The sequence below is a fragment of the Kitasatospora sp. NPDC058048 genome (assembly GCF_042885555.1).
GTDB lineage: Bacteria > Actinomycetota > Actinomycetes > Streptomycetales > Streptomycetaceae > Kitasatospora > Kitasatospora lactacystinica.
The window spans coordinates 1-25,375 of record NZ_JBHVRT010000037.1; the positions used below are offsets into that span (position 1 = coordinate 1).

Genomic DNA, 25,375 nt, shown 5'->3' on the forward strand with positions numbered 1-25,375 from the left:
CGGCGGGGACCGTCGGCCCCAGTGGTTCAGGAACGCCCGGTACGGAGGTCCAGGGGCGCGTCCGGCGCGCCGACCAGCTCCCGCAGCACCGCGCGGAAGCGGTCCACCTGCTCCGCCACCGAGCTCTCGTCGTAGAGGTTGCTGTTGTACTGGATGCCCGCGACCACGTCCCCGGCCGGGTCGAGGTTGAGCGTCCACAGCGCGCCGTTGGGCACGTCCGAGCCCACCGGCTGCGAGGTGAGCCGGCGCCGCACCTCCGTGTACTCCAGGTCCCCGATCAGCTCCCCGTCCAGCAGGAACGGGAACGGGAAGACCTGGAAGACACAGGCCGCCCGGCCGTCCTCCAGCGTCGGCAGCATCAACTCCGGTGCCTGGGCGAGGATCTGCCCGAACGGGATGTCGTGGGCGTACGCCTCCAGGCTGGTGGTGCGGATCCGGGCGACCACCTCGGCGAAGTCGCGGGACCCGGCGAGCTCGGTGCACAGCGGGAGGAAGTTGAAGAACGGCCCGACCGTGTGGTGGAAGCGGTCCTCGCCGCGGCCCGGCGAGAAGGTCGGCACCACCACCCGGGTCGTTCCGGAGGAGCGCGCGACCATCACCGCGAACGCGCCCATCAGCACCATGAACGGCGTGCTGCGCAGCGCCCGGCCGATCTCCACCGCCCGCGCGGTCAGTTCGGCGTCGACGGTGAAGCGGTGGATGGCGGTGGACTCCGGCAGGCCGGCCGACTTCGGCCGGTCGGTGGCCACCGAGTAGATCTCGGCGCCGGCCAGCTGCTCCCGCCAGAAGGCGCGCGACTCCTCCAGTGCCGGATCCGCCGCGTACTCCCGCTGCCACGCCGAGAACTCGTGGTACGGCAGGGCCACCGGCAGCTCCGGCTGAGTGTGCCCGCGGCGCTCGGCGTAGCGGACGGCGAGATCGCGGATGATCAGCCGCACCGACCAGCCGTCGGCCGCCGTGTGGTGCACGACGAGGGCCAGGACCGCGTCCTCCTCGTCGAAGCGGAGCAGGGTGGCCTTCAGCAGCGGGAGTTCCCGCGCGCTGATGGTGCCCGACTCCACCTCGGTGATCAGGTCCTCCACCGCCCGCTCGCGCGCCGCCGGATCCGCCCCGGCCAGCTCCCGCAGCTCCAGCCGGACCGGGGTCGGCGGATGGATCTCCTGGTACCGCTCGCCCTCGCCCCGGACGATGGCCGTGCGCAGGGCCTCGTGCCGCACCACCACGTCGTCCAGGGCCAGCTGAAGCGTCGCGGCGTCGACCTTCCCGCGCAGGCGCCAGCCGTGCACGATGTGGAACCTCGGGCCGAACGGCCCCTCGTCGTCCCCGCGGTCGAAGCCGCAGAGGAATTCCTGGTTGAAGGAGAGTGGCGTCCTGTTCGCCGGCGCGTTCGACTGCGGCTTTCCATTGGGGCTCATGGGGAATTCCTCTCACGGAGTCCGGGGCGAATTCGCCCCGGAACCGTAGCAACGGCCCCGCGGCCGTGGGTTCTTCGATCGTGCTGGCAATCCGGGAGATGCGAACCGGCCGGGCCGCGGGCCAGGCTGGCCGGGAAAGTCCGTCCAGCTTCGGTGGAACGCCCGCCCGAACCGTAGAGGAGCTGCGCCGCAATGACGGTCGCCATGAACGCCGCAGGGTCCGGCTCGCCGCAGCCGCCCGAGCCCGGTCTGACACCCGGGGAGATCATCGCCAGGGCCGAGGCCATCGCGCCGCTCCTGGTGCCCCGGCAAGCCGAGACCGAACAGCGCACCTACTACGCCCAGGACACCCACGAGGCGTTCGCCGGGGCCGGCTTCTACCGGATTCTCGTGCCCAAGCGCTACGGCGGCTACGAGTTCGGCATCGACACCTTCCTGCGGGTCGCGATGACGCTGGCCCGCGGCTGCCCGTCGACCGGGTGGATGTACTGCCTCGGCGCCACCCACGCCCTGCCCGCGGCCTCGCTGTTCGACGAGCGGGCGCAGGCCGAGCTCTTCGCCGGCGGCGACTTCATCTGCCCGGCCACCATCGTGCCGAACGGGAAGGCCGAGCGCGCCGAGGACGGCGGCTGGCGGATCGACGGCACCTGGAACTACTGCTCGGGCTCGCCGTACGCGACGCACTTCATGGGTCACGTCCCGGTGCCCGGCGAGGACGGCGAACCGCCCGCGCCGATGCTCTTCGTCGCCCCGCGGGCCGAGTTCCGCCGGCTCGACGACTGGGGCGGCCAGCTGGGCCTCAAGGGCAGCGGCTCGCACAGCATCGTGATCGAGGACGGCCGGGTCCCGGACCACCTGACGCTCCCGCGGACGCACATGAGCGAGGTCGTCGTCGACGGGGGAACGCCCGGCTACCGGCTGCACGGCAACCCGGAGTACGGCGGCGGCTCGCTCAGCTTCATGGTGCTGGAGGTGGCCTCGCTCGCCGTGGGCATGGCCCAGGGCGCGCTGGACGCCTACGAGGAGCTGATGCTCTCCCGCACGACGCTGTTCCCGCCCGTGGTCACCCGCGCCGAGGACCCGGACTACCAGTTCTGGTACGGCGAGGCCGCCGGCATGATCGCCACGGCCGAGGCGGCCGTGCTGCAGGCGATCACCCAGTGGCAGGAGCTGTGCGCCGCAGGGCCGGGCGCCTTCACCCGGGAGCACGACCTGCGCCTGGCCACCATCTGCCGCGAGGTGATCCGGCTGTGCTGGCACGCCGTGGAGGGGCAGCTCTTCCCGACGGCCGGTTCGAGCGCGGTGCGGCAGGGGGAGCGGATCGAGCGGATCTGGCGCGACCTGTCCACCCTGCACAGCCACTCCGGGATCGGGGTCTTCCTGTCCGCGGTGACCACCCGGGAGCTGGCCCGTGCCCGGTTCGGTGTCAAGTGACCCGTCGACGAGCCGAGGAGCTCCTGCCATGACCGAGACCGAGCACGCCGTCGCGCTGCCCGGGGAGCGCGCCTTCGCCGCCGCGACCGCCGTGTTCAACCTGGCCGCGCCGGTGCGGCCGGCGGCGGCGGTGACGGTCGGCACCGTCGGACAGGTCCGGTCGGCGCTGCGCCACGCCCAGCGCGCGGGCCGGTGGGTCCGGGTGCACACCACCGGGCACGCCTCCGGCTCGGCCCGCCCGATGGACGACGCCCTGCTGCTGCGCACCGAGCCCGCGGGCCCGGTCGTGATCGACCCGGTGGCCCGCACCGCCCGCGTGCCGGCGGGAACGCGCTGGGGCGCGGTGGTCGAGGCCGCCGCCGGGTACGGGCTGGCCGCGCCGCACGGCACCTCGCCCACGGTCGGCGTGGTCGGCTACCTGCTGCGCGGCGGGATCAGCTTCTACGGCCGCCGCGCCGGGCTCGCCGTGAACAGCGTCCGGGCGATCGAACTCGTCACCCCGGACGGCGAGTTCCGCCGCGTCTCGGCGACCGCCGACCCCGAGCTGTTCTGGGCCCTGCGCGGGGGCGGCGGCGGACTCGGCGTCGTCACCGCGATCGAGATCGCGCTCTTCCCGGCGGCCCGGGTGGTCACCGGCGCCGCCTTCTGGCCCGCCGCGTACGGCCCCGAGCTGCTGTCCCGCTGGCTGGGCTGGACCCGGGACGCCCCGGAGGCCGTCACCACCGTGTTCCGGGTGATGAACCTGCCGGCCGTGCCGGAGATCCCGCCGGTCCTGACCGGCGGTCCGGTGCTGTGCCTGGCCGGGGTGGTGCTCAGCCCGACCGAGGACGGCCTGGCGACCGCCGAACGCCAGGCCGCCGACCTGCTCGGCCGGTTCCGCTCGGTGGCCGAGCCGGTGCTGGACACCTGGGAGACCACCACCCCGCCGGCCGTGGTCCGCACCCACATGGACCCGACCGATCCGGTGCCGGTGGTGGGGGACCACATGCTGCTCTCCGACCTCGGCGCGGACGGCGCGGAGGCGTTCCTCCGGGTGCTCGGCGAGGGCTCGGGATCGCCACTGGTCAACGCCGAACTCCGGCAGCTCGGCGGCGCGCTCGCGGTTCCGGATCCGGACGGCGGGGCTCTGAGCCACCTCGACGCCGCCTTCGCCTTCACCGCCGGCGGCCTGGCGCTCGACCCGGCCGCGACGGCGGCGGCCCGGGCGCACTGCGCCGAGGTCCGCTCCGCCCTGACGCCCTGGGACACCGGCCGCACCGCGCCGACCCTGGTCGAGCGGCTGGAGCAGCCGCAGCGGCACCTGTCCGCGGCCGACGTCGAACGGGTGGACCGGGTGCGCCGCCGGGTGGACCCCGCCGGGTGGCTGCGCCACGACGTGCCACCGGGGGCCTCCGCCCGCTACTGACCGCCGCCGGGCGCGCGCCGCCCGGCGGTCCAGGGCGCGCCCGCCCGGGCGCCCGCCGTCGAACCACCTGCTGTCGAAGCGCCCTCCGTCGTCCGTTCGGAGGGCGCTTCGGCGTGTTCCCGGCCGGCCGGCGCCCGCTGCCCGCCGACCGCCGACCGCCGTCCGCCGTCCGCCGTCCGCCACTCGCCGATCGCGGACGGCGGATCACCCGTTTCCGATCACGCCGCCGGAGATTATTTCGGCGAGAAAACAATTGGCAAAAGCCGTTCCCGGCCGGTGAGCAATGTGAGAGATGCCTTTGCGGGCGTCCGGCGTTCATGCTCGTGCAGTAGACCTGCGAGTGAAGTGGGATTCACCGTCGCATTTCGGGACCGCGGCACCAGGACCCCGGGCCTTTTCGGCCCGCAGGAGTCGGCCGCGGGAGTGCACTCGATGCGAAAGCAGGGTCGTACGCGATCTGCCGAGAGGGGAATTTCGGTGACAAACCGTGAACGATTCCGCAGACTGGTACCGGGCCTGGTGGTGATCATGGTGGCCGCCTCGCTGTTCTTCGCGGCGCGGAGCTCGGTCGCGGTGGCCGGGGCGGAAGGGGTCGCGAAGCAGTACGGCTTCAAGGAAATGCCCATCGCGATGCCGCCCGGCTACGACCAGCAGCCGATGAAGACGGTCCGGAAGGTGAACCCGGCCTACCAGAAGATCCGTTCGTGGATCTCCTCGGTCGGGGCCAGCATCGCGATCAACGACCTCACCGGGCACGGTGTGGCCAACAGCATGTGCATCGTCGACACCAGGACCGACAGCGTCGTCGTGACGTACACGCCGACCGCCCGGGAGGCCGACCGGTTCACGCCCTTCGTGCTGGACGGCAAGCCGCTGCCGATGGACGACACCATGGCGCCCACCGGCTGCACACCCGGCGACTTCAACAGCGACGGCCGGATGGACCTCCTGGTCACGTACTGGGGCCGCACGCCCATCCTGTTCATGGCCAAGTCGGACGCGACGACCCCCGCCGCGAGCTCCTACGTGCCGCGCGAGCTGGTGCCCTCGGAGTCGCTGGACGGGAAGTACCACGGCCCGCGCTGGAACACCGACGCGGACTACGTCGGCGACCTCGACGGCAGCGGACACCCGTCGATCGTGATCGGCAACTACTTCCCCGACTCCGACGTCCTCGACCCCAACGGTCTGAAGAACGTCGTGATGAACGACTCGCTGTCCAGTGCCAAGAACGCCGGCGGCGACCACGTCCTGCGCTGGCAGCAGAGCACCTCGGGGCCCGAGCCCACGGCGTCGTACGTGGAGGAGAAGGGCGCCATCCCCTTCGACGCGTCGACCGGATGGACCCTGGCGATCTCCGGCGCCGACCTGACCGGTGACGGACTGCCCGAGCTGTACGTCGCCAACGACTTCGGCCACGGGCACCTGCTGTACAACCGGTCGACGCCCGGGCACATCGAGCTCACCGAGGCCAAGGGCGAGCGCACCCCGACCACGCCCAAGTCCTTCGTGCTCGGCAACGGTTCCTTCAAGGGCATGGGCGTCGACTTCGGCGACCTCGGCCACGACGGCAAGTTCGACATGATGGTCAGCAACATCACCGTCGCCTGGGGCCTGGAGGAGAGCAACTTCGTCTGGATCAACAAGGCCAAGGACGAAGCCGACATGCGGAACAAGCTCGACGCCGGCATCGCGCCGTTCACCCAGGAGGCCCAGGAGCACGGCATGGCCTGGACCGGCTGGGGCTGGGACGCCAAGATGGGCGACTTCCTCAACAGCGGCGACCTCAACGTCCTCCAGGCCACCGGCTTCGTGAAGGGCAAGATCAACCGCTGGCCGTGGCTGCAGGAGATGGCCATGACCAACGACGACCTGCTGTCCAACCCCGCGATGTGGCCCAACGTCCAGCCCGGTGACGACATCGCCGGGGACGAGGCGATCGCCTTCTACGCCAAGACCCCCGACGGCCCGTACGTCAACATCAGCGAGCAACTGGGCATCGCCGTGCCCACCCCGACCCGCGGCCTCGCCACCGGCGACACCACCGGGACCGGCCGGCTGGACTTCGCGGTGGCCCGCCAGTGGGGCCCGCCCGCCTTCTACGCCAACACCTCGCCCAACCTGGGCAACCAGCTGAACCTGCGGCTCTACCGGCCGACCGCCGAGGGCGGGGCGGGCGAGGGCCTGGTGAACTCCGGGTCGCCGGCGTACGGCGCCACCGTGTGCGTGATGACCCCGGACGGCACCCAGATCTCCCAGCTCGACGGCGGCGGCGGCCACGGCGGCTTCCGCAGCTTCGACACGCGCTTCGGCCTCGGCTCCCACCAGGGTCCGGTCACCGTCGAGCTGCGGTGGCGGGACGCGAACGGCGGGATGCACAAGAAGACCGAGCAGCTCACCGCCGGTACGCACACCCTGATGCTGACCAGCGACGCCCAGGAGGTCCCGAACCGATGAGCGCCACCGCGCAGTCCCGCCCCGGCGGCGCCCCGGCCGCCGCGCCCTCCGCGCCCGCCGCCCCCGCGAAGCCCAAGGATCCGCGCTACCTCGCCCTGCGCAACTTCGCGATCTCCATCAGCGTGTTCAACACCTTCGGCTACACCCTGCTCGGCTTCGAACAGCCCTGGCTGTGGCCGTTCATCGCGGTGATCACCGCCTACACCTGCGAGATCTGCTTCGAGCTGGTCAGCGGCTGGGCCCAGCGGCGCCCGCCGCGCTTCCTGGGCAACGGGGTGCGCGGGGTCTACGAGTTCCTGCTGCCCGCCCACATCACGGCGCTCGCGGTCAACATGCTGACCTACGGGAACAACCAGCTGCTGCCGATGTTCTTCGGGGTGGTCATCGGCGTCGGCGGCAAGCACGCCCTGCAGGCGCCGATCGCCGGCCGGATGCGGCACTACATGAACCCGTCCAACTTCGGGATCACGATGTCGCTGGTGTGCTTCGGGTCCTGGTTCAGCATCGCGCCGCCGTACCAGTTCACGGAGAACGCGAACACCTTCTTCCGGGTCATGATCCCGCTGATCATCGCCACCGCGGGAACGGTGATCAACGCGCTGCTCACCAAGCGGACGCCGCTGATCGTCGGCTGGCTCGGCGCGTTCGCCATCCAGGCGTTCGTCCGGCACTGGATCTGGGACGTCTCGCTGTACTCCGCGCTCGGCGCGATGACCGGCGTCGCCTTCGTGCTGTTCACCAACTACATGATCAGCGACCCGGGAACGACGCCGATGAAGGCCAAGGCCCAGTTCATGTTCGGCTCCTCGGTCGCCATGGTCTACGCGGTCCTGATGGTGTTCAACGTGGTCTACACGCTCTTCTACGCCACGACCATCGTCTGCGCCCTGCGCGGGATCGGATGGTGGGTCGCGCACCTGATCAAGCGGTCCCGGCAGGCGGACTCCGCCGGGGCGGGCGCCCCGGACGGGACGGCCGCGCAGCCGCAGCAGGTCGGGGCGGTCGCGGCCTGAGGCACCCGCGTGCGACACCGCGCACGACACCGCAACGGCGCTGTGGCGCTGCCCGCTCGGGGCAGCGCCACAGCGCCGTTTCCCGGCCCGCCGAGGACCGGTCGGGCCCGGGGCCTACCGCCCGGCGGCCGTGTCCTCGACGGGCTGCGCCGGCGGCCGGAACGGGCCCCAGGTGAAGGCGGGCAGCCAGGCCTCGGGCGCGGCGCTCCAGTCCAGTCCGGCGATCTGCCCCGGCGAGCGCCGGCCGGTGAGCGAGCGGAGGAGGTCGTGCCGGTGCCCGCGGACGACCGCGGCCGGCTCGCCGTCACCGGCCCGCCACTCGGCGCCCGGCGTCTCGATGCGCAGCGCCGGAAGCCCCAGCGTGCGCACCGCGGCGGAGAAGCCCCGGACGACCAGGTCCAGCGACGAGGGGTAGGACGGGTGGTCCGGGAGCACCGGTTCCCCCAGTGCGACCCGGAGGTCGATCTCATGGGTGAACGCGTCCATCATCAGCATGGTGTGCCGCAGTTGCGGGGACTCGGTGAGCACCCGTTCGACCCCGCCGTCCAGCCGTGACCACTCGGTGAGCAGACCGGCGAGGCCGTCGCCGGAGTCGGCGTGCGGCACCTCCCACAGGTTGCCCGGCGCGTCGGCGGCCACCGTGCGGCAGACCTCCAGCAGATGGCCGACCAGGTCCAGGACCGTCCACCCCGGACAGGCCGGCACGGGGACGTCGGCCACCGCGGGCCGGCCGCCCAGCAGCCCGGTGATGTTCTCCCGGGAGCCGCGGTAGGCGAGATGGTCCGGTGAGCGGTCCCAGAGCGACCCGGTCGTGGCCTCGGCGTTGCGCTGATACGTGCTCATACGGGCTCTCCTTCGGTTGGACGACGTTGCGGGGACGGACCGACGGTGCCGGAACCCCGGTCTCGCGCGGGCCGGTTCCATTGTGGCGCCCGGGTTCCGGGCGACGGCCGACGGGACGGCGGGCGGAGCACGCCCGAAGACGCCCGGCGGCCGGGCGGGTTCAGAAACGCAACCGTGGAGATGCGGGCCGTGACGCCACCTCAGGACCATGGGGAGGACCGTCAATTGCGGGACGTGAGCCTGGGAGGGATCGTGCCGACGACCTTCGGATCGCTGCGCCGACTGGTACTGACACCGTCACTGGCCTCGGTGACCTTCGCCGGACGCGGCTTCCCGGTGACACCGACGGAGAGCACCGAACGGCTGGAGGCGGTGCCCCAGGCGGTGGTCTGCGGCTTCGAGTGGGGGATCGACGCCCGGAGCCAGTGGGAGGTCGAGCGCCGACTCGGCCTGGTCGAACCCGAACAGCGCGGATTCGCGTACGAGGGCGCCACCATGGCCTTCACCGTCCTGGACGCGATGGGCCGCGGCCACCGCACCCGTGACCTGCTGGCCGGGTCCGGGCAGCCGCACATCTTCCTGGCGTACATCGGCATCGGCTTCGCCATGGCGCGGCTGCCGAGGTCGCTGTGGCCCAAGGTGCTGCCGGACCTCACCGGGACGCCCTACCACCCGACGATGAGCTGGCTGGCCGTCGACGGCTACGGCTTCGACCTCGCCTACTTCCACACCCGGCGCTGGGTGGACGGGCAGCGCAGGCCCAAGCCGTACCCGTGGCAGGGCGCGCCCGAGTACTTCCAGCGGGCCGTCGACCAGGGCGTCGGACGGGCGCTGTGGTTCATCCACGGCGGATCGCCGGCGAACGTCGCGGCCGCGGTGCGCAGGTTCGGCGCGGACCGGCAGGGCGACCTGTGGAGCGGCGTGGGGCTGGCCTCGACCTTCGCGGGCGGCGGCACGGCCGAGGGCCTGGCCGGGCTGCGCGACGCGGCGGGCCCGCACCGGGCGGAGCTCGCCCAGGGGTCGGTGTTCGCCTCCAAGGCCCGTGCGTACGCGGGTTTCGTGCCCGCGCACTCCGAGGTCGCCTCGACGGGCCTGACCGGCCTGTCGGTGGAGGCGGCGGCGAAGGTGGCCGACGCCTGCGCGGTGGACGACCGCACCCCGGGCGCCGCCGGCGGGCCGCCCCCGTACGAGCTCTGGCGGGCGAACGTGCGCGAGCACTTCCGCGAGGCCGGGCCCTCGCCCCGGCCCGCGCCGGGGCCGGCGGCCTGAGTGCTTTCCCGACGAGCCCCGGGCCGGACCGGTGCGAAGTCATCCGCGGGGCGGACCGGCCGCCCCGCGGGAAACCCGAGAGGAGTATGGCGTGTCCAGTGCATGGCGGACGCTCCGACGTCGAGTTCTCACTCCGAGCACCTCTGAAACGCTCTTGGAAACGCGTGGTTTCCACCGGAAGTCGCCGGCCGCCCAGGACCTCCTGGAGACGGTCGGCGCGCGGTTCCTGGAGGGCTACGCCCACGCCGTGGAGGCCCGGAACCCGGCGGAGGCGGAATACCCGCTGGAGGAAATCCCGGACCGGTTCCGCGGCTTCGCCTACGAGGGCGCAGGAATGGGGTTCGCCATGCTCGACGGGCTGCGGCTGTCCGGCCGCGACTCGGTGGCCCGCTGCCTCACCGGCCGGGGCGCCGACCACGTCTACATGGTCTACGTCGGCATCGGCTGGGCGATGGCCCGGCTGCCGAGGTTCTGCTGGCCCGACATCGACAAGCTCGACCCGCTGCTGCGCTGGCTGGTGCTCGACGGGTACGGCTTCCACCAGGCGTACTTCCGCACCGAACGGTACGTCCACCAGCAGTACCGGGACCCGGCCTTCCCCTGGCCGGCCCACGACTCCCCGTCGTACGCCGGCCGCGCGATCGACCAGGGCATCGGCCGGGCCCTGTGGTTCGTCGGCGGCACCGACGCCGAACTGGTCGCGACCATGATCGAGAAGTTCCCGGAGTCCCGGCGGTCCGACCTCTACGGCGGCGCCGGACTGGCCGCCACCTACGCCGGCGGCGAGGACGAGTCGGAGCTGTGCGCGTTCCGCGACCGGGCCGGCATCCACGCGCCGATGGTCGCCCAGGGCAGCGCGTTCGCCGCCGAGGCCCGGATCCGGGCCGGACTGCTGGTGCCGCACACCGAGCTGGCCACCCGGGTCTTCTGCGGCATGACGCCCGATCAGGCCGCCGCGGTCACCCAGGAGGTGCGGCCCGGCGGGCCGGTGCCCGGCGCGCTGCCCGCGTACGAGGTGTGGCGCCAGGCCATCGCCGACCGCTTCGCCACCGTCGGGGGGTGCTGACCGTGGCCGCCACCCGCCGGGTGCCGCCGGGCCCGCCGCGCCGGGCCGCCCCCGTCCTGCTGCGCAGGCTGGTGGGAGACCGGCTCGAAATGATGCGCTCCGCCGCCGCGGAGTACGGCGACGCGGTCCGGATCTCGATGGGCCCCAAGACGCTCTACTTCTTCAACCACCCCGACCACGCCAAGCACGTGCTCGCGGACAACGCCGCCAACTACCACAAGGGGATCGGCCTGGCCCAGGCCCGGCGGGCCCTCGGCAACGGCCTGCTGACCAGCGAGGGGGAGCTCTGGCGCAAGCAGCGCCGGCAGATCCAGCCCGCCTTCCAGCACAAGCGGATCGTCCAACAGGCCGGTGCCGTCGCGGAGGAGGCGGCCAAGCTGGTCGGCCGGCTGCGGGCGCACGAGGGCGGCGCGCCGGTCGACGTGACCAAGGAGGTCACGGCCCTCACCCTCGGGGTGCTCGGCCGCACCCTGCTCGACGTCGACCTCAGCGCCTTCGAGGCGGTCGGCCACGACTTCGAGGCCGTGCAGGACCAGGCGATGTTCGACATGGTCACCATGGGCATGGTGCCCGGCTGGGTGCCGCTGTCCAAGCAGCTCCGCTTCCGGCAGGCCCGGCAGGACCTGCAAGGGGTGGTCGACCGGCTGGTGGCGGAGCGGGTCTCCCGCGACGCCGGGGAGATCGTGGGGGAGGACGCGCTGTCCCGCCTGATCGTCGCCACCCGGCAGGAGCCCGACCACAAGGTCGCCCGCCAGCGGATGCGCGACGAACTGGTCACCCTGCTGCTGGCCGGCCACGAGACCACGGCGAGCACCCTGGGCTGGACCTTCTACCTGGCCGACCGGCACCCCGAGGTGATGGACCGGCTTCACGCCGAGGCCGTCGAGGTGCTCGGCGACCGCCTGCCCGAGTTCGAGGACCTGCACCGCCTGCGGTACACCTCGATGGTGGTCGAGGAGGTCATGCGGCTCTACCCGCCGGTGTGGATCCTGCCGCGGCAGGCCCAGGCGGACGACGAGGTCGGCGGGTACCACGTCCCGGCCGGCTCCGACGTCCTGATCTGCCCGTACACCCTGCACCGCCACTCCCGGTTCTGGGACGACCCGGAGCAGTTCGACCCGGAGCGCTTCGACCGGGACCGGGCCTCGGACCGGCCGCGCTACGCCTACATCCCGTTCGGGGCGGGTCCGCGCTTCTGCATCGGCAACCACCTCGGGCTGCTGGAGGCCACGTTCACGATCGCCATGGTCGCCCGGGACCTGCGGCTGAGGAAGGTGCCCGGGTACCGGGTGGTGGCCGAGCCGATGCTGTCGCTGCGGGTGCGCGGCGGCCTGCCGATGACGGTGCACTCCGCCGGCTGAGCGGCCACCCGCCCGGCACACGGCAGAGCCCCCGCGACGACGTCGCGGGGGCTTCGTGCGGAGGGCCTCCGCCGCGGCGGAGGCCCCTGTCGTTGTGGCCCGCCGCCGGGGCCCGGGCCTGATCAGGCGGTGTCGGTGATCGGGGTCCGCACGGTCTGCGCGATCGTCCGCGCGTCCAGCAGCGCGAGCAGGACCGGCGGGTCGAGGACGCGGGCCGGGCGCAGGCGCAGTTCGATCGGCAGCAGCGGCACGTCCGGCCGCACCTCGATCGGTCCGACCGATCCCACCGAGACGGGATGGTCACCCGTCAGCACCTCGTCGAAGGCGGCCGGGACGGAGTGCGCCAGCAGGTACCAGGTGCCGGCCGGCACCTGGTCGAATAAGAAGACGCCGGGGCGGGGGAGGACGGTACAGGCGGCGGGCCGGCCCTCGGGGACCCGGGTCGGGAACAGTCCGATGTACACGAGGCCGAGGTGCCCCGCGACCGGGGCCCGGACCTCGCCGCGGAAGGTCGAGAGCTCGGTGCTCCGGGCCAGGCCGCGCGCGTCGATCTCGATCCGGGGAGTGAAGCCCCCGAGTTGACGGTAGGTGGTGGGGGGCACGCCGACGCTGTTGGCGAACCGTGAGCTGAAGGTGCCGACGCTGTTGTACCCGACGCGGTGGCTGATCTCGGTCACCGTGAACGAGGTCTCGACGAGGAGGCGCTTGGCCGTTTCGAGCCGGAGGGCGGAGAGGAACCGCCGTGGTGACACCCCGGTCATCCGCTGGAATTCCCGGGAGAAGTGGAACTTGCTGTACATGGCCGCCTGCGCCATATCGTCGATGGTCAGTAACTCGCCGATGTTGTCGTGCATGGTTTCGATGGCCCGGGAAACAGCCTGCTCGATGGCAGATGTCATCTTTAGACTCCAGCTTCTCCGCCGCACCTGCGGATGAACAGAATTCCACCCTTGCGATGATCGGGAACGAAAGTCACGGCCGCGGTGACAGGCCGACTGTCGAAGGCGCCAGGGCAAGCGAAGGGAGAACCCCCTTCGGAAGGCGAAGCTGAAAAGTGTCGCCGCCATAGCAAGTGACGACCGTAGCAGCAGGCACATGACAGCCGCAATGGGCCGGGCGGCACGTGCCGTTGGCATGCCCGAGCGGTGAGACATCCCGGAAGTCGGGTTTGAACGGCGGTGGGGGCGCTCAGCAACGCGAGAGATGCGGGCGGGAGCGCATTGGGCGCACGATGCCACAGTCGCGTATGCGAATCGGGATCGGCCGGTGTGCGCCGTCCCCGCTTTTCGACAAGTAGCTGAGGAGATGCCGGTGGGATCGCCTGCCTCAGATCGAAACCATGACCGGACCATGACACTCGAAGCCTTCGCGGACACGATCGTCCCGGGCGAGAAACGCTCGCCCGACGACCGGGCGGTCGCCGGCGCCTCGACCGGCGGCGGGGCCGTCCAGGCGGGCGCCATCGAACTGCTCGAAACCCCCGCGACCGGACTGTCGGACGCCCTGGACGACTACCAGCAGGCACTCAACCGCCACGCGAGCACGTACGCGGACGAGCACGGCCTGCGGCTCGACGACTCGGTGCCGCCGTTCGTCGCCCTGCCGTTCGCGGACCGGACCAGGCTGGTGCAGGAGTTGACCGGAACGGAGCACCAGGAACGGGAACTGTGGGTCCTGCTGGCGCTGTTCGCCAACATGGCCTTCGACACCGCCGCCCACATGCCCACCGCGGACGCGCTCGCGTCGGGCCACCCGGGCCTCACGGCGATGGGGTTCATGAAGCCCGACGAGGACGGCCTGTGGCGGTTCCCCGACTTCTCGTACGGCAAGCAACTGGCAGACCCCCACCCGGACACCACGCCTTCAGGGAGTCCCGCATGACGAGTACCGAGAGCACCGACGTCCTGATCGTGGGCAGCGGCTTCGGCGGCGCGATCGCGGCGTACCACCTGGCGGCCGGCGGCGCGAAGGTCACCATCCTGGAGCGCGGCCCGTGGCTGAAGGCGGACGACTTCGACCACGACTTCCTGCTCGGCTCCTCGTACACCCGGATCTTCGACTTCGTGGTGGGCGACGGCATGAGCCTGCTCGGCGGCAACTGCGTCGGCGGCGGCAGCGTGGTGTACTTCGCCGCGATGCCGCGCGCCCCGAAGTTCGTCTTCGAGCGCCGCGGCAGCATCGGCCGCCGGATGTGGCCGGCCGCCATCGACCGGGACGTCCTCGACCCCTGGTACGACCGGGTGGCCGAGGCGCTGCCCATCACCCAGCAGGACTGGAACGACGTCACGTACGCGGGCGGGCTGTTCGCCGCCGCCTGCGAGCACGCGGGACGCACCGCCAACCCCGTCCCGGCCGCCATCGACCGGGCGAAGTGCACCAACTGCAACTGGATGATGTCCGGTTGCCGCTTCGACGCCAAGCGGTCCCTGCTGCTGAACTACCTTCCGGCGGCCCTCGCGCACGGCGCCGAGATCCGGCCGCTGCACGAGGTGCAGCAGCTGTCCCGGACGGACGACGGCGGCTACCGGGTGCACTACGACGTCGTCGACGACGTGGACTACCGGGTGCACGTCGGCAGCGGCACCATCGACGCGAAGATCGTCGTGCTCGCCGCCGGCGCCGGCGCCACCCCGGTCATCCTCCAGCGCTCCGAGGCGACCCTGGGCACCATGCCGCACGCCGTGGGCCGCTACTTCTCCGGCAACGGCGAACGCCTCAACACGGCCATCGTGGACGAGGAGAAGGCCCGCGACCTGCTGGGGCTCAAGCGCTCCGACGGCCGCGCGTTCAAGGCCAACCAGATCGGCAAGGGCCCGGTCGTGGCGAGCTGGGACAACCTCGACGGATCGCTGCCGGAGCACTCCCGGTTCTCCCTGGAGCAGCTCTACTTCCCGCCGGGCTTCGGCACCATCCTGGCGCAGGTGCCCGACGCGACCGGGCCCAGCTGGTTCGGCGTGGAGAAGAAGGAACTGGTCCGGCAGTGGCAGTCCTGGCTGACCGTCTTCACCATGATCGAGGACGACAACGAGGGCGTCTTCGGGCCGCCGCCGCCCACCGGCAACGCCGTCCGGATCTCCCAGCAGATGCTCGGGCGCGGGTCGATCTCGTACCGGCCGACCGCCAACACCCTGCGCGCCTGGGCCGATTCGGACGCCGTGGTGAAGGACATCCTGGAGCGCGACGGACTCGCCCGCGTCATGCCGTGGACCAACGACCTGGTGGGCGCCTACACCGTGCACCCGCTGGCGTCCTGCCGGATCGGCGACGACCCGCAGGCCTCGGCGCTCGACGACCGGCAGGAACTCCGCAACCACCCGGGCATCTTCGTCACCGACGGCTCCGCCGTCCCGGGAGCGCTCACGGTCAACCCCGCGCTGACCATCTCCGCGCTCGCCGAACGCGCGATCCCCGGCATCGTGCGGGCCGCGCGGGAGCGCGGCGTGGACGTCGTCTACGGCGCTCCCGCGCCGGACGGTGCGACCAGCGGACGGCGCGGCGTGCAGGTGCAGCTGCCCGGCCTGATGCGCCGGTAGCCGGACCCGGCACCGGATCGAGCCATCGAGGAGGGGGAACATGACGACACCGTTCCTGCGGCCGGCCCTGCGGAGGTCGATGGCGCAGATCCGCCGGGTCGCCGCGGTGCGGCCGGCGGACGCGGGGGAGGAGGTGGCCGGCGTCTTCGCCGAGGTCGAGCGGGAGTTCGGCATGCTTGCCCCGCCGATCGGGCTGCACGCCGCCGCGCCGGAGGTGCTCGCCGCCTCCTGGGTGATGCTGCGGGAGACCCTGGTGGCCGGCGGGCGGGTCGACCGCGCGACCAAGGAGGCGGTGGCCGCGGCGGTCTCGGCCGCCAACGCCTGCCCGTACTGCGTGGAGGTGCACGGCACGGCGCTGGCCGCGCTGCTGCCCGGGGCCGCCGCCCCGGGCACGGCCCGCGCGACGGCCGAGGGGTGGGCCGACTGGTTCCGGTCGGACGGCGACCGGGGGCAGGCGCCGGACGACGGGCCGCCGTTCCCCGCGCAGGCGGCGCCCGAGCTGGTCGGGGTGGCCGTCACCTTCCACTACCTGAACCGCATGGTCAACCTGTTCCTCGCGCAGAGCCCGCTGCCGGCCGGTCTGCCGCCGGCCGCGCGGTCGGCGGCGAGAGCGGTCCTCGGCCGGCTGATGCGCCGCAGCGCGCGCCTCGCCCCGCCGGCCGGGACCTCCCTCGACCTGCTGCCCTCCGCGCCGCTGCCCGGGGACCTGAGCTGGGCGGCGGGCACCCCCAGCGTCGCCGGCGCGTTCGCCCGGGCGGCCGCCGCGATCGACGCGGCGGGGGCCCGGTCGGTGCCGGACGGCGTCCGCGCCCTGGTGACGGACCGGCTGGCCGGGTGGGACGGCCGACCGCCGGGGATCAGCCGCGCCTGGGTCGAGGACGCGGTGTCGGCCCTGCCCGGGGACCAGCGTGCGGCGGGCCGGCTGGCCCTGCTGACCGCCCAGGCCTCCTATCAGGTCGACGACGGCCTCGTCGCCGAGTTCCGCAGCGACCGGCCCGGCGACACCGCGCTGATCGAGCTCACCTCCTGGGCCGCCCTGACGGCAGCCCGGGAGCTGGGCGCCCGGCTCGGTGCCCGCCTGCCCAAGGCCGCCGACGGCTGACCCCGCGCACGGCCCCGCACGACCGAGGCTCCCGCCGACCGGCGGGAGCCTCGGCGCGTTCCCGGCCGCCCGCACGGGCATCGGCACGGGCGTCGGCACGGTTGCCCGCCCAGCCGTCCGCACGACCGCCCGCACAGCCGTCCGCACGGGCATCGGCACGTCCACCGGCACATCCACCGGCACGGTCGTCCGTACGGCCGCCCGTACGGGCGCGGCCCGTTCCGGAAATGACGGCGTTATTGAACAGCGGCGCCGAGAAATCACACCGTTATGGAAAAGCAGCGCCCCCCACCAGGCGGAAAGCAAACTCGGAGAAGACATCGGGGCGGCCGCAGATGCATTCTTGACGACAGTGCAGGCGAGTCGAGTCGGCGAGGAGATTCGCCGTCAATTCATCTCCATGGGTGGTGAATACGTGAGCAGTGAGCGGATCGCTATCGTAGGAATTGGCCTCCGTTATCCGGACGCCAATTCGGCGAGCGAACTGTGGGACAACGTACTGGGCGGCCGTCGAGCCTTCCGGCGGTTGCCGGACGAGCGGATGAACCAGGCGGACTACTGGTCGGAGGACCGGAGTGCGCCGGACCGGCACTACACGAAAAAGGCCGCGGTCCTGCGGGACTACGCGTTCGACCGCATCAAATACAGCGTCGCCGGAAGCACGTACCGGGCGACCGACCTGACGCACTGGCTGGCCCTCGACGTGGCCGCCGAGGCACTTGCCGACGCCGGATTCCCGGACGGCTCGGGACTTCCCCACCAGAGCACCGGCGTGGTGGTCGGAAACAGCCTCACCGGGGAATTCTCGCGGGCCAACATCATGCGGCTGCGGTGGCCCTACGTGCGCCGCACGGTGGCCGCCGCGCTCACCGGCCAGGGCTGGTCCGAGGAGGACGTCGCGAAGCTCCTCCAGGAGCTGGAGCCGCAGTACAAGGCGCCCTTCCCGGCCATCGACGAGGACTCGCTGGCCGGCGGCCTCGCCAACACCATCGCCGGCCGCATCTGCAACCACTTCGACCTGCGCGGCGGCGGCTACACGGTCGACGGGGCCTGCTCCTCCTCCCTGCTGTCCGTCGTCACGGCGGCGAAGGCACTGGCCGACGGCGAACTGGACGTGGCCGTCGCCGGAGGCGTCGACCTGTCCATCGACCCGTTCGAGGTGATCGGCTTCGCCAAGACGGGCGCGCTGGCCACCGGCGAGATGAAGGTCTACGACCGGGACTCCAACGGCTTCTGGCCCGGCGAGGGCTCCGGCATGCTCGTGCTGATGCGCGAGCGGGACGCGCTGGCGCAGGGGCGGCGGATCTACGCGAGCATCAGCGGCTGGGGCGTCTCCTCGGACGGCAAGGGCGGCATCACCCGGCCCGAGGCGAGCGGCCACCGGCTGGCACTGACCCGCGCCTACCGGCGGGCCGGCTACGGCGTCGAGACGGTCTCGTACTTCGAGGGCCACGGCACCGGCACGGCCCTCGGCGACGCGACCGAGATCGAGGCGCTGTCCACCGCCCGCCGCGCCGCGGACCCGACGGCCCGTCCGGCCGCGCTCGGGACGGTCAAGGGGAACTTCGGGCACACCAAGGCCGCCGCGGGCGTGGCCGGCCTGATCAAGGCGACCCTCGCCGTGCACCACCAGGTGATCCCCCCGGCCACCGGCCACGTCGACCCGCACCCCGGCCTGCTCGGTGACGAGGCGGCGATGTACGTTCCGCGCCAGGCCGAACTCTGGCCGGCCGGCCACCCGGTCCGGGCCGGGGTGTCGGCCATGGGCTTCGGCGGGATCAACACCCACGTCACCCTCGCCGAGGCACCCGGCAGCACCCGGCGCGAGGCGCTCGACGCGCGCACCACTCGGCTGGTCGCCGGCCGCCAGGACGCCGAACTCCTGCTGCTGGACGCGGCGGACACGGCCGCGCTGCGCGCGGAGCTGACCCGGCTGCTCGACCTGGTGCCCAAGCTGGCCCAGGCCGAACTCGCGGACCTGGCCGGCACCCTGGCCGACCGGCTCGCCGACGGCCCGGTGCGGGCCGCCGTGGTGGCGACCGGCCCGGACGACGCCGTGCGCGGCCTCGAACGGCTGCTCGCCCTGCTCGACTCCGGAGCGCGGGAGGTGTCCTCGGCCGGTGAGGGGATCTTCCTCGGCCACGCCCGGACCGCCCCCCGGATCGCCTACCTCTTCCCGGGCCAGGGCTCCGGCCGCGGCGCCGTCGGCGCGATCCGGCGCCGGTTCGCCGCGGCGGAGGAGGTGTTCCGCGCCGCCGCCCTGCCCACCGGCGACGACCAGGTCGCCACCCAGGTCGCCCAGCCGCGCATCGTCACCGGCTCCCTGGCCGCCCTGCGGGTGCTGGACGCGGTCGGCATCCGGGCCGACACCGCCGTCGGCCACAGCCTCGGGGAGCTCACCGCCCTGCACTGGGCGGGTGCGATGACCGAGGAACAGGTGGTGCGCCTCGCCACGATCCGCGGCCGGGTGATGGCCCAGGCCAGCCACGGCGGCGGCGCGATGGCCGGACTGGCGGCGACCCCGGAGCAGGCCACCCGGCTGTCCGCCGGACAGGACGTGGTGATCGCGGGCTACAACGGGCCCCGGCAGACCGTGCTGTCCGGCCCCGCCGAGGCGGTCGACGAGGTCTGCCGCCGGGCCGCGGGCGAGGGCGTCACGGCGACCCGGCTGAACGTGTCGCACGCCTTCCACTCGCCGCTGGTCGAGCCGGCCGCGGTCGCGATGGCCGCCGAGCTCGCGCGGTTCGACTTCCAGGAACCCGTCCGCCCGATCGCCTCCACGGTCACCGGACGGCTCCTGGACCCGTCCGCCGACCTGCGCGAGGTCCTGCGCGGACAGGTCCTGCTCCCGGTCCGGTTCCAGGAGGCCGCCGCCGTGGCGGTCGCCGACGCCGACCTGGTCGTGGAGGTCGGCCCCGGCCGGGTGCTGTCCGGCCTGCTGGCGGAGATCGCCCCGAACCTCACCACCCTGGCGGTGGACACCGACAGCGCCTCGCTCGGCCCGCTGCTCAGGGTCGCCGGCGCCGCGTTCGTGCTCGGCGTACCGCTGCGGACCGCGGTCCTGTTCGGCGACCGCCTGATCCGGCAGCTGCCGGCGGACGGTGCGATGACCTTCCTGGCCAACCCCTGCGAGGCGGCCCCGGCCATCGACGCGGAGCTGGCGGCGGACGGCGGGCCGGGCCGGGACGAGCGGGCCGGCGCGGCGGTGTCCGCGGACACCGGCGAGGGCACGGACTCCACCCTGGAACTGCTGCGCAGGCTCGCGGCCGAGCGGGTCGAACTGCCGCTGGACTCCGTCACCGCGCAGACCCACCCGATGGACGACCTGCACCTGAGCTCCATCACCATCGGCCAGATCGTCAACGACGTCACCCGGGCGCTCGGCCGGCCCGTGCTCGCCGCGACGCCCAACTACGCGACCGTCAACCTGGGCGGGATCGCCGAACTGATCGACCAGCTGGCGGACACCGCGCAGGACGGCGGCCAGTCGGCGGGCGAGGTCGCCGGTGTGGCCCCGTGGGTGCGGCCCTTCGCGGTCGAGCACCGGGAGGCCGTCCTGCCGGCCCGGCCGCGGCCCGCCGAGGACCCCGCCCCGGCCGGGCGCTGGACGGTGCACAGCACCCCCGGCCACCCGCTCGCCGAACCGCTGGGCACCGCGCTCGCCGCGGCGGGCGTCGGGGACGGCGTGCTGCTCTGCCTCCCCGACGCGTGCGGACCGCAGGAGGCGGAGCTCTTCCTGACCGCCGGGCGGGCCGTCCTGGCCGCCCCCGAGGGCACCCGGCTGGTCGTGGTCCAGCACCGGCTGGGGGCCTCCGGCCTGGCGAAGACCCTGCACCTGGAGCACCCGTCGGTCCCGGTCACGGTGGTCGAGCTGGCCGACACCGCCCCCGAGGGCGCGGCCCGTGACGAGGCGGTGGCCCGCGTGGTCGCCGAGACCGCCGCCACGGCCGGCTTCGCGGAGGTCCGCTACCAGCCGGACGGGCGCCGGACCGTCCCGGTGCTCCGGCCGCTGCAGCTGCGTCCCGCGACCGAGGGCGGGTCCCCGCTCGACGCCGGGGACGTCCTCCTGGTCACCGGCGGCGGCAAGGGCATCACCGCCGAGTGCGCCATCGCGATGGCCCAGGACTCCGGGGCGGCCCTGGCCCTGATCGGCCGCGCCGATCCGGCCACCGACCCCGAACTCGCCGGGAACCTCGCCCGGATGGAGGCCGCGGGCCTGCGCCACCGCTACGCCCGCGCCGACGTGACCTCGGCCGAGCAGATCGCCGCCGCGGTGGCCCTGCTGGAGGACGGCCTCGGCCCGGTCACCGCCGTGCTGCACGGCGCGGGCTTCAACCAGCCGGCCGCCCTGGAGGCGCTGAGCGCCGAGGACTTCCGCCGGACCCTGGCGCCCAAGACCGACGGCCTGGAGGCGGTCCTGGCGGCCGTCGAACCGGAACGCCTGAAGCTGCTGATCACCTTCGGCTCGATCATCGGCCGGGCCGGACTGCGCGGCGAGGCGCACTACGCCACCGCCAACGACTGGATGACCGAGCTGACCCTCCGCTTCCAGGACCGGTACCCGCGGGCCCGGGCCGTCGCGCTGGAGTGGTCGGTCTGGTCGGGCGCGGGCATGGGCGAACGGCTCGGCGTCGTCGAGGCGCTGATCCGGGAGGGCATCACGCCGATCTCCACCGAGAACGGCATCCAGGCGCTCCGCGAGGTGCTCGCGGACCCCTCGGCCGGCCCCGTCCTGGTGGTCAGCGGGCGGGCCGGCGGCCTGCCCACCCTCACCACCGAGCGGCGCGAGCTGCCGCTGACCAGGTTCGTCGAGCGGGTGGTCGCGCACCACCCGGGCATCGAGCTGATCACCGAGACCGAGCTGACCGAGGGCGGCGACCCCTATCTGACCGACCACCGGCTCCAGGACGACCTGCTCTTCCCGGCCGTGCTCGGCATGGAGGCGATGGCCCAGGTCGCCGCCGCGGTGAGCGGGCACCAGGGTCCGCCGCTGCTGGAGGACGTCGAGTTCCGCCGGCCCGTGGTGGTCCGGCCGGGCGGCTCGACCACCATCCGGATCGCGGCGCTGGTCCGGGAGCCCGGGACGGTGGACGTGGTGCTGCGCAGCGAGGGCACCGAGTTCGCGGCCGACCACTTCCGGGCCCGGCTGCGCTACCCGCGGCCCGAGCTGCCCGGGACGCCGGTGCCGGTCGAGTTCGGCCTGCCGGCGGTGCCGGTGGACCCGGTGACCGAGCTGTACGGCAGCGTGCTCTTCCAGGGCAAGCGGTTCCAGCGCCTGCTGGAGTACCGGCGGGCGAGCGCCCGGCACGCGCTGGCGGAGATCTCCACCACCGCCCCGGCGCCGTGGTTCGCGGCCTTCCTGCCGCAGGACCAGCAACTGGCCGACCCCGGCACCCGGGACGCGATGATGCACGCCATCCAGTGCTGCGTGCCGGACGCCACCCTGCTGCCGCAGAGCATCGAGCGGCTCTGGCTGGCCGACCCGGCGGACCAGGACGCCGAGTACGTGGTGCTCGACGCCAGGGAGCGCTCCCAGGACGGGGACAGCTACGTCTACGACCTCGACGTGCGCACCCCGGCCGGAAAGGTCGTCGAGCGCTGGGAGGGGCTGACCCTGGTCGCCGTCCGCAAGCGCGACGGAGCCGGACCGTGGGTGCCCGCGATGCTCGGTTCGTACCTGGAACGCGGCCTGGAGCGGGTGCTGGGCGGCAGCCGCGCGGTGGTCGTCGAGCCCGCGGCGAAGCCCGCCGCGGACTCCACCGCGGAGTCCGCCGACGGGGACCGCCGGGCCCGCACCGCGACCGCTCTCGGCCGGGCGCTGGGACGGCCGGTGGACCTGCGCCACCGGCCGGACGGCAAGCCCGAACTCGCCGGTGGGCCCGGACTCGACGGGATCACGGTCTCGGCCTCGCACGGCCCCGGCCTGACCCTGGCGGTGGCCGGACCCGGGCGGCTCGCCTGCGACGTCGAGACCGTCCTGGAGCGGAGCGCCGAGGACTGGGACGCCCTGCTGGGCGCCGGTCAACTCGCCCTGCGGGACCTGCTGGTGGCCGAGGCGGGCTGCAGCCCGGCGGTGGCCGGCACCAGGGTCTGGAGCGCGCTGGAGTGCCTGCGCAAGTCCGGTGCGACCACCCAGGCGCTGACGCTCGACCGCGTCCACCCGGGCGGTTGGGTCGTCCTGTCCGCCGGCGACGCGGCCGTCGCCACCTGGGTCACCACCGTCAACGACCGGACGGAGCCGGTGCTGTTCGCGGTGCTCGTCGGGAAGGAGAACTGATGTCGGCCTACTACGAGATCCGGCACACCGTGGGCTTCGAGGAGACCAACCTCGTCGGCAACGTCTACTACGTGAACTACCTGCGCTGGCAGGGGCGTTGCCGGGAGATGTTCCTCAAGGACAAGGCGCCGGGGGTGCTCGCCGAGCTGCGGGACGACCTGAAGCTGTTCACCCTCAAGGTGGAGTGCGACTTCTTCGCCGAGATCACCTCGTTCGACGAGCTGTCGGTCCGGATGCGGCTGGAGGAGCTGACCCAGACCCAGATCCAGTTCAGCTTCGACTACCTGCGGATCGACGGCGAGCAGGAGAACCTGGTCGCCCGCGGCCGGCAGCGGATCGCGTGCATGCGCGGGCCGAACACGGCCACCGTCCCCGCCCGGGTGCCCGAGGAGCTGCGCCTGGCGCTGGTGCCGTACGCCGAGGGGCCGGCCGTCGCGCGGGCCCTCGCCGCCCAGGCCCTGCCCGGCGGGCCGGTCGGTACGGGGCGGGCGCTGTGACCGGCAACGGCCGGTCCCCGGCCCCCGCCCAGGCGCCGGGCGCGACGTCGGCGGCCGCGGCGAACCGCGCCGTCCTGCCGGGCGCCCTGCGCGAGACGATGGCCCGTTTCGCCACCGGGGTCACCGTCCTGACCACCGGCGGCGAGAACGTCCACGGGATGACCGCCAACGCGTTCAGCTCGGTCTCCCTGGAACCGCCGATGGTGCTGTGCTGCGTGGCCCGCTCCGCGACGATGCACGAGGCGATCGCCGCGACCAGGTCCTTCGCGGTCTCCGTGCTCGGCTCCGAACAGGAGCACCTGGCACGGTACTTCGCGAACAGGAGCAGGCCGCGCGGGGCCGCCCAGTTCGACGGCCTCGACTGGCAGCCCGGCCCGTTCACCGGGGCGCCGCTGCTGGCGGGCTCGCTGGCCTGGCTGGAGTGCAAGCTCGCCGAGCAGTACGACGGCGGCGACCACTCCATCTTCCTCGGCGAGGTGCTCGCCTCGGACTGGGCGGACCACCGGGAGGCGCTGCTGTTCTACGGCGGCGCCTTCCACCGGGGCATCGGCGGGAAACCGGAAGAGATCGGCTGAGCGGGGGGATGGTCCGATGTTGGTGAGCGTGACCGGCGGCACCGGATTCGTCGGCATCCACTCGGTCGCGGCGCTGGTCCGCGGCGGCCACCGGGTGCGGATGCTGGTCCGCGACCCGGCCGCCGCGGGGCGGGTCCTGGGCCTGCTGGAGGTGGACCCGGGCGCCGTCGACCTGGTCGTCGGGGACGTGACCGACGAGGGCGACGCGGCCCGCGCGGTGCGCGGCGCCGACGCCGTGCTGCACGCGGCCGCGGTGTACTCCTTCGACAGCCGGCGCAACGCGCAGATGCGCCGGACCAACGAGCGGGGAACCGAACTGGTGCTGGCCGCCGCCCGACGGTCGGGCGCCGACCCGGTCGTCCACGTCTCCAGCATCGTCGCGCTGCTGCCGTCCCCCGGACGGCCGCTCGGGGAGCACTCCCCGGTCGGCCGTCCCCGGGACACCTACATGGCGACCAAGGCGGCGGCCGAGCGGATCGCGCGGGGCCACCAGCGGGACGGCGCGCCGGTGGTCATCAGCTACCCGCCCGCGCTGCTCGGCCCGCAGGACCCGGGGCTGGGCGACCAGAACGCCCGGCTGCGCAACACCCTGCGCGGACTGATGCCGATCTGGCCGCTGGGCGGCTTCCCGGTCGGCGACGTCCGGGACACCGCGCAGCTGCACGCCCGGCTGCTGACCACGCCGAGGGCGGGCTCCGACCGGCACTTCGGACCCGGCCACCACCTGCCAACCCGGCAGTACGTGCGGACCCTGCGGGAGGTCACCGGGCGGCGGCTGCCCGCGGCCTTCCTCCCCGCCCGGGCCATGCTGCCGGTCGGCGCCCTGGCCACCCTGCTCCAGCGCGGATGGCCCTGGCACATCCCCGCCGAGTACGGCGCTGTCTACACCTGCGCCTGTGCGACCCCGGTCGACCCGGCGGCGAGCACCGGGGGGCTGACGCCGAGGCCGACCGCCGAGACCATGGCGGACACGGTGCGCTGGCTGTACGCCGAGGGCCGGCTGACCGCCGGTCAGGCCGGGCTGCCGGCGGTGGACAAGGAGCGCTGAGCCGTACCCGACGGCCGGCCCCGGGCGGACTCAGGTCCGCCCGGGGCCGGCCGTCGGCCGTTCCCGGACTCCCGGCGCCG

17 protein-coding genes are annotated in these 25,375 nt (G+C 73.4%); 14 read left to right on the forward strand and 3 right to left on the reverse strand.

Going from position 1 to position 25,375, the window contains the following annotated elements:
- Positions 1–26 precede the first annotated feature (26 nt).
- The gene (locus ACFVVA_RS31240; protein WP_387694117.1) at positions 27–1,415 is read right to left on the reverse strand and encodes a condensation domain-containing protein; all 1,389 of its coding nucleotides are present in this window, start codon (positions 1,413–1,415) and stop codon (positions 27–29) included.
- Between the two features lie 192 nt (positions 1,416–1,607).
- On the opposite strand from ACFVVA_RS31240, the gene ACFVVA_RS31245 reads away from it, so the two are divergent.
- From ACFVVA_RS31245 to ACFVVA_RS31260, 4 genes are all read left to right on the forward strand, one after another.
- On the forward strand, positions 1,608–2,849 hold the full coding sequence (locus ACFVVA_RS31245; protein WP_387694118.1) for an acyl-CoA dehydrogenase family protein: 1,242 nt from the start codon (positions 1,608–1,610) through the stop codon (positions 2,847–2,849).
- A gap of 28 nt (positions 2,850–2,877) precedes the next feature.
- Entirely contained in the window at positions 2,878–4,254 is a 1,377-nt protein-coding gene (locus tag ACFVVA_RS31250; protein ID WP_387694119.1) for an FAD-binding oxidoreductase, read from the forward strand.
- A gap of 528 nt (positions 4,255–4,782) precedes the next feature.
- Positions 4,783–6,711 carry a CRTAC1 family protein gene (locus ACFVVA_RS31255; RefSeq protein ID WP_387694184.1) on the forward strand — a complete coding sequence of 643 codons (1,929 nt, stop codon included), beginning with the start codon at positions 4,783–4,785 and terminating at the stop codon, positions 6,709–6,711.
- On the forward strand, positions 6,708–7,724 hold the full coding sequence (locus ACFVVA_RS31260; RefSeq protein ID WP_387694120.1) for an enediyne biosynthesis protein: 1,017 nt from the start codon (positions 6,708–6,710) through the stop codon (positions 7,722–7,724). Before ACFVVA_RS31255 ends, ACFVVA_RS31260 begins: the two co-directional genes overlap by 4 nt.
- A gap of 114 nt (positions 7,725–7,838) precedes the next feature.
- On the opposite strand, the gene ACFVVA_RS31265 is transcribed toward ACFVVA_RS31260, so the two are convergent.
- Positions 7,839–8,567, reverse strand: coding sequence for a maleylpyruvate isomerase family mycothiol-dependent enzyme (locus tag ACFVVA_RS31265; protein WP_387694121.1), 729 nt, complete (start codon positions 8,565–8,567; stop codon positions 7,839–7,841).
- Between the two features lie 252 nt (positions 8,568–8,819).
- On the opposite strand from ACFVVA_RS31265, the gene ACFVVA_RS31270 reads away from it, so the two are divergent.
- The 3 genes from ACFVVA_RS31270 (at position 8,820) to ACFVVA_RS31280 (ending at position 12,263) form a co-directional block, all read left to right on the forward strand.
- Complete coding sequence (locus ACFVVA_RS31270; RefSeq protein WP_387694122.1) at positions 8,820–9,836, forward strand: DUF1702 family protein; 1,017 nt, start codon at positions 8,820–8,822, stop codon at positions 9,834–9,836.
- Between the two features lie 91 nt (positions 9,837–9,927).
- A complete protein-coding gene (locus tag ACFVVA_RS31275) occupies positions 9,928–10,902 on the forward strand; it encodes a DUF1702 family protein (protein ID WP_387694123.1) in 975 nt (324 codons plus the stop codon).
- A 2-nt stretch (positions 10,903–10,904) separates the two neighbouring features.
- Positions 10,905–12,263 carry a cytochrome P450 gene (locus ACFVVA_RS31280; RefSeq protein WP_387694185.1) on the forward strand — a complete coding sequence of 453 codons (1,359 nt, stop codon included), beginning with the start codon at positions 10,905–10,907 and terminating at the stop codon, positions 12,261–12,263.
- A gap of 122 nt (positions 12,264–12,385) precedes the next feature.
- Here the strand turns inward: ACFVVA_RS31280 and ACFVVA_RS31285 are convergent, their stop codons facing one another.
- Complete coding sequence (locus ACFVVA_RS31285; protein ID WP_387694124.1) at positions 12,386–13,162, reverse strand: helix-turn-helix transcriptional regulator; 777 nt, start codon at positions 13,160–13,162, stop codon at positions 12,386–12,388.
- Between the two features lie 451 nt (positions 13,163–13,613).
- Between ACFVVA_RS31285 and ACFVVA_RS31290 the strand changes: the two genes are divergently transcribed.
- The 7 genes from ACFVVA_RS31290 (at position 13,614) to ACFVVA_RS31320 (ending at position 25,295) form a co-directional block, all read left to right on the forward strand.
- Entirely contained in the window at positions 13,614–14,144 is a 531-nt protein-coding gene (locus ACFVVA_RS31290) for a DUF5987 family protein (protein WP_387694125.1), read from the forward strand.
- On the forward strand, positions 14,141–15,796 hold the full coding sequence (locus tag ACFVVA_RS31295) for a GMC family oxidoreductase N-terminal domain-containing protein (RefSeq protein ID WP_387694126.1): 1,656 nt from the start codon (positions 14,141–14,143) through the stop codon (positions 15,794–15,796). The genes ACFVVA_RS31290 and ACFVVA_RS31295 overlap by 4 nt, the downstream gene beginning before the upstream one ends.
- Positions 15,797–15,836: 40 nt before the next feature.
- Positions 15,837–16,898, forward strand: coding sequence for a carboxymuconolactone decarboxylase family protein (locus ACFVVA_RS31300; protein ID WP_387694127.1), 1,062 nt, complete (start codon positions 15,837–15,839; stop codon positions 16,896–16,898).
- 400 nt (positions 16,899–17,298) lie between these two features.
- Complete coding sequence (locus tag ACFVVA_RS31305) at positions 17,299–23,175, forward strand: SDR family NAD(P)-dependent oxidoreductase (RefSeq protein WP_387694186.1); 5,877 nt, start codon at positions 17,299–17,301, stop codon at positions 23,173–23,175.
- Entirely contained in the window at positions 23,175–23,672 is a 498-nt protein-coding gene (locus ACFVVA_RS31310; RefSeq protein WP_387694128.1) for an acyl-CoA thioesterase, read from the forward strand. The genes ACFVVA_RS31305 and ACFVVA_RS31310 overlap by 1 nt, the downstream gene beginning before the upstream one ends.
- A gap of 98 nt (positions 23,673–23,770) precedes the next feature.
- Positions 23,771–24,247: a flavin reductase family protein gene (locus ACFVVA_RS31315; RefSeq protein ID WP_387694187.1), complete on the forward strand. Its 477-nt coding sequence runs from the start codon at positions 23,771–23,773 to the stop codon at positions 24,245–24,247.
- 16 nt (positions 24,248–24,263) lie between these two features.
- Positions 24,264–25,295 (forward strand): NAD-dependent epimerase/dehydratase family protein, encoded by a 1,032-nt coding sequence (locus ACFVVA_RS31320; protein WP_387694129.1) that lies wholly within the window; start codon positions 24,264–24,266, stop codon positions 25,293–25,295.
- Positions 25,296–25,375: the final 80 nt, after the last annotated feature.

Excerpts from the sequence above, each read along its gene's own strand:
- ACFVVA_RS31305 (WP_387694186.1), top strand. The coding sequence starts at position 17,299 with ATGGGTGGTGAATACGTGAGCAGTGAGCGGATCGCTATCGTAGGAATT.
- ACFVVA_RS31260 (WP_387694120.1), top strand. The coding sequence starts at position 6,708 with ATGAGCGCCACCGCGCAGTCCCGCCCCGGCGGCGCCCCGGCCGCCGCG.
- ACFVVA_RS31315 (WP_387694187.1), top strand. The coding sequence starts at position 23,771 with ATGGCCCGTTTCGCCACCGGGGTCACCGTCCTGACCACCGGCGGCGAG.
- ACFVVA_RS31245 (WP_387694118.1), top strand. The coding sequence starts at position 1,608 with ATGACGGTCGCCATGAACGCCGCAGGGTCCGGCTCGCCGCAGCCGCCC.
- ACFVVA_RS31295 (WP_387694126.1), top strand. The coding sequence starts at position 14,141 with ATGACGAGTACCGAGAGCACCGACGTCCTGATCGTGGGCAGCGGCTTC.
- ACFVVA_RS31255 (WP_387694184.1), top strand. The coding sequence starts at position 4,783 with ATGGTGGCCGCCTCGCTGTTCTTCGCGGCGCGGAGCTCGGTCGCGGTG.
- ACFVVA_RS31300 (WP_387694127.1), top strand. The coding sequence starts at position 15,837 with ATGACGACACCGTTCCTGCGGCCGGCCCTGCGGAGGTCGATGGCGCAG.
- ACFVVA_RS31250 (WP_387694119.1), top strand. The coding sequence starts at position 2,878 with ATGACCGAGACCGAGCACGCCGTCGCGCTGCCCGGGGAGCGCGCCTTC.
- ACFVVA_RS31285 (WP_387694124.1), bottom strand. The coding sequence starts at position 13,162 with ATGACATCTGCCATCGAGCAGGCTGTTTCCCGGGCCATCGAAACCATG.
- ACFVVA_RS31240 (WP_387694117.1), bottom strand. The coding sequence starts at position 1,415 with ATGAGCCCCAATGGAAAGCCGCAGTCGAACGCGCCGGCGAACAGGACG.
- ACFVVA_RS31265 (WP_387694121.1), bottom strand. The coding sequence starts at position 8,567 with ATGAGCACGTATCAGCGCAACGCCGAGGCCACGACCGGGTCGCTCTGG.
- ACFVVA_RS31310 (WP_387694128.1), top strand. The coding sequence starts at position 23,175 with ATGTCGGCCTACTACGAGATCCGGCACACCGTGGGCTTCGAGGAGACC.
- ACFVVA_RS31290 (WP_387694125.1), top strand. The coding sequence starts at position 13,614 with ATGACACTCGAAGCCTTCGCGGACACGATCGTCCCGGGCGAGAAACGC.
- ACFVVA_RS31320 (WP_387694129.1), top strand. The coding sequence starts at position 24,264 with ATGTTGGTGAGCGTGACCGGCGGCACCGGATTCGTCGGCATCCACTCG.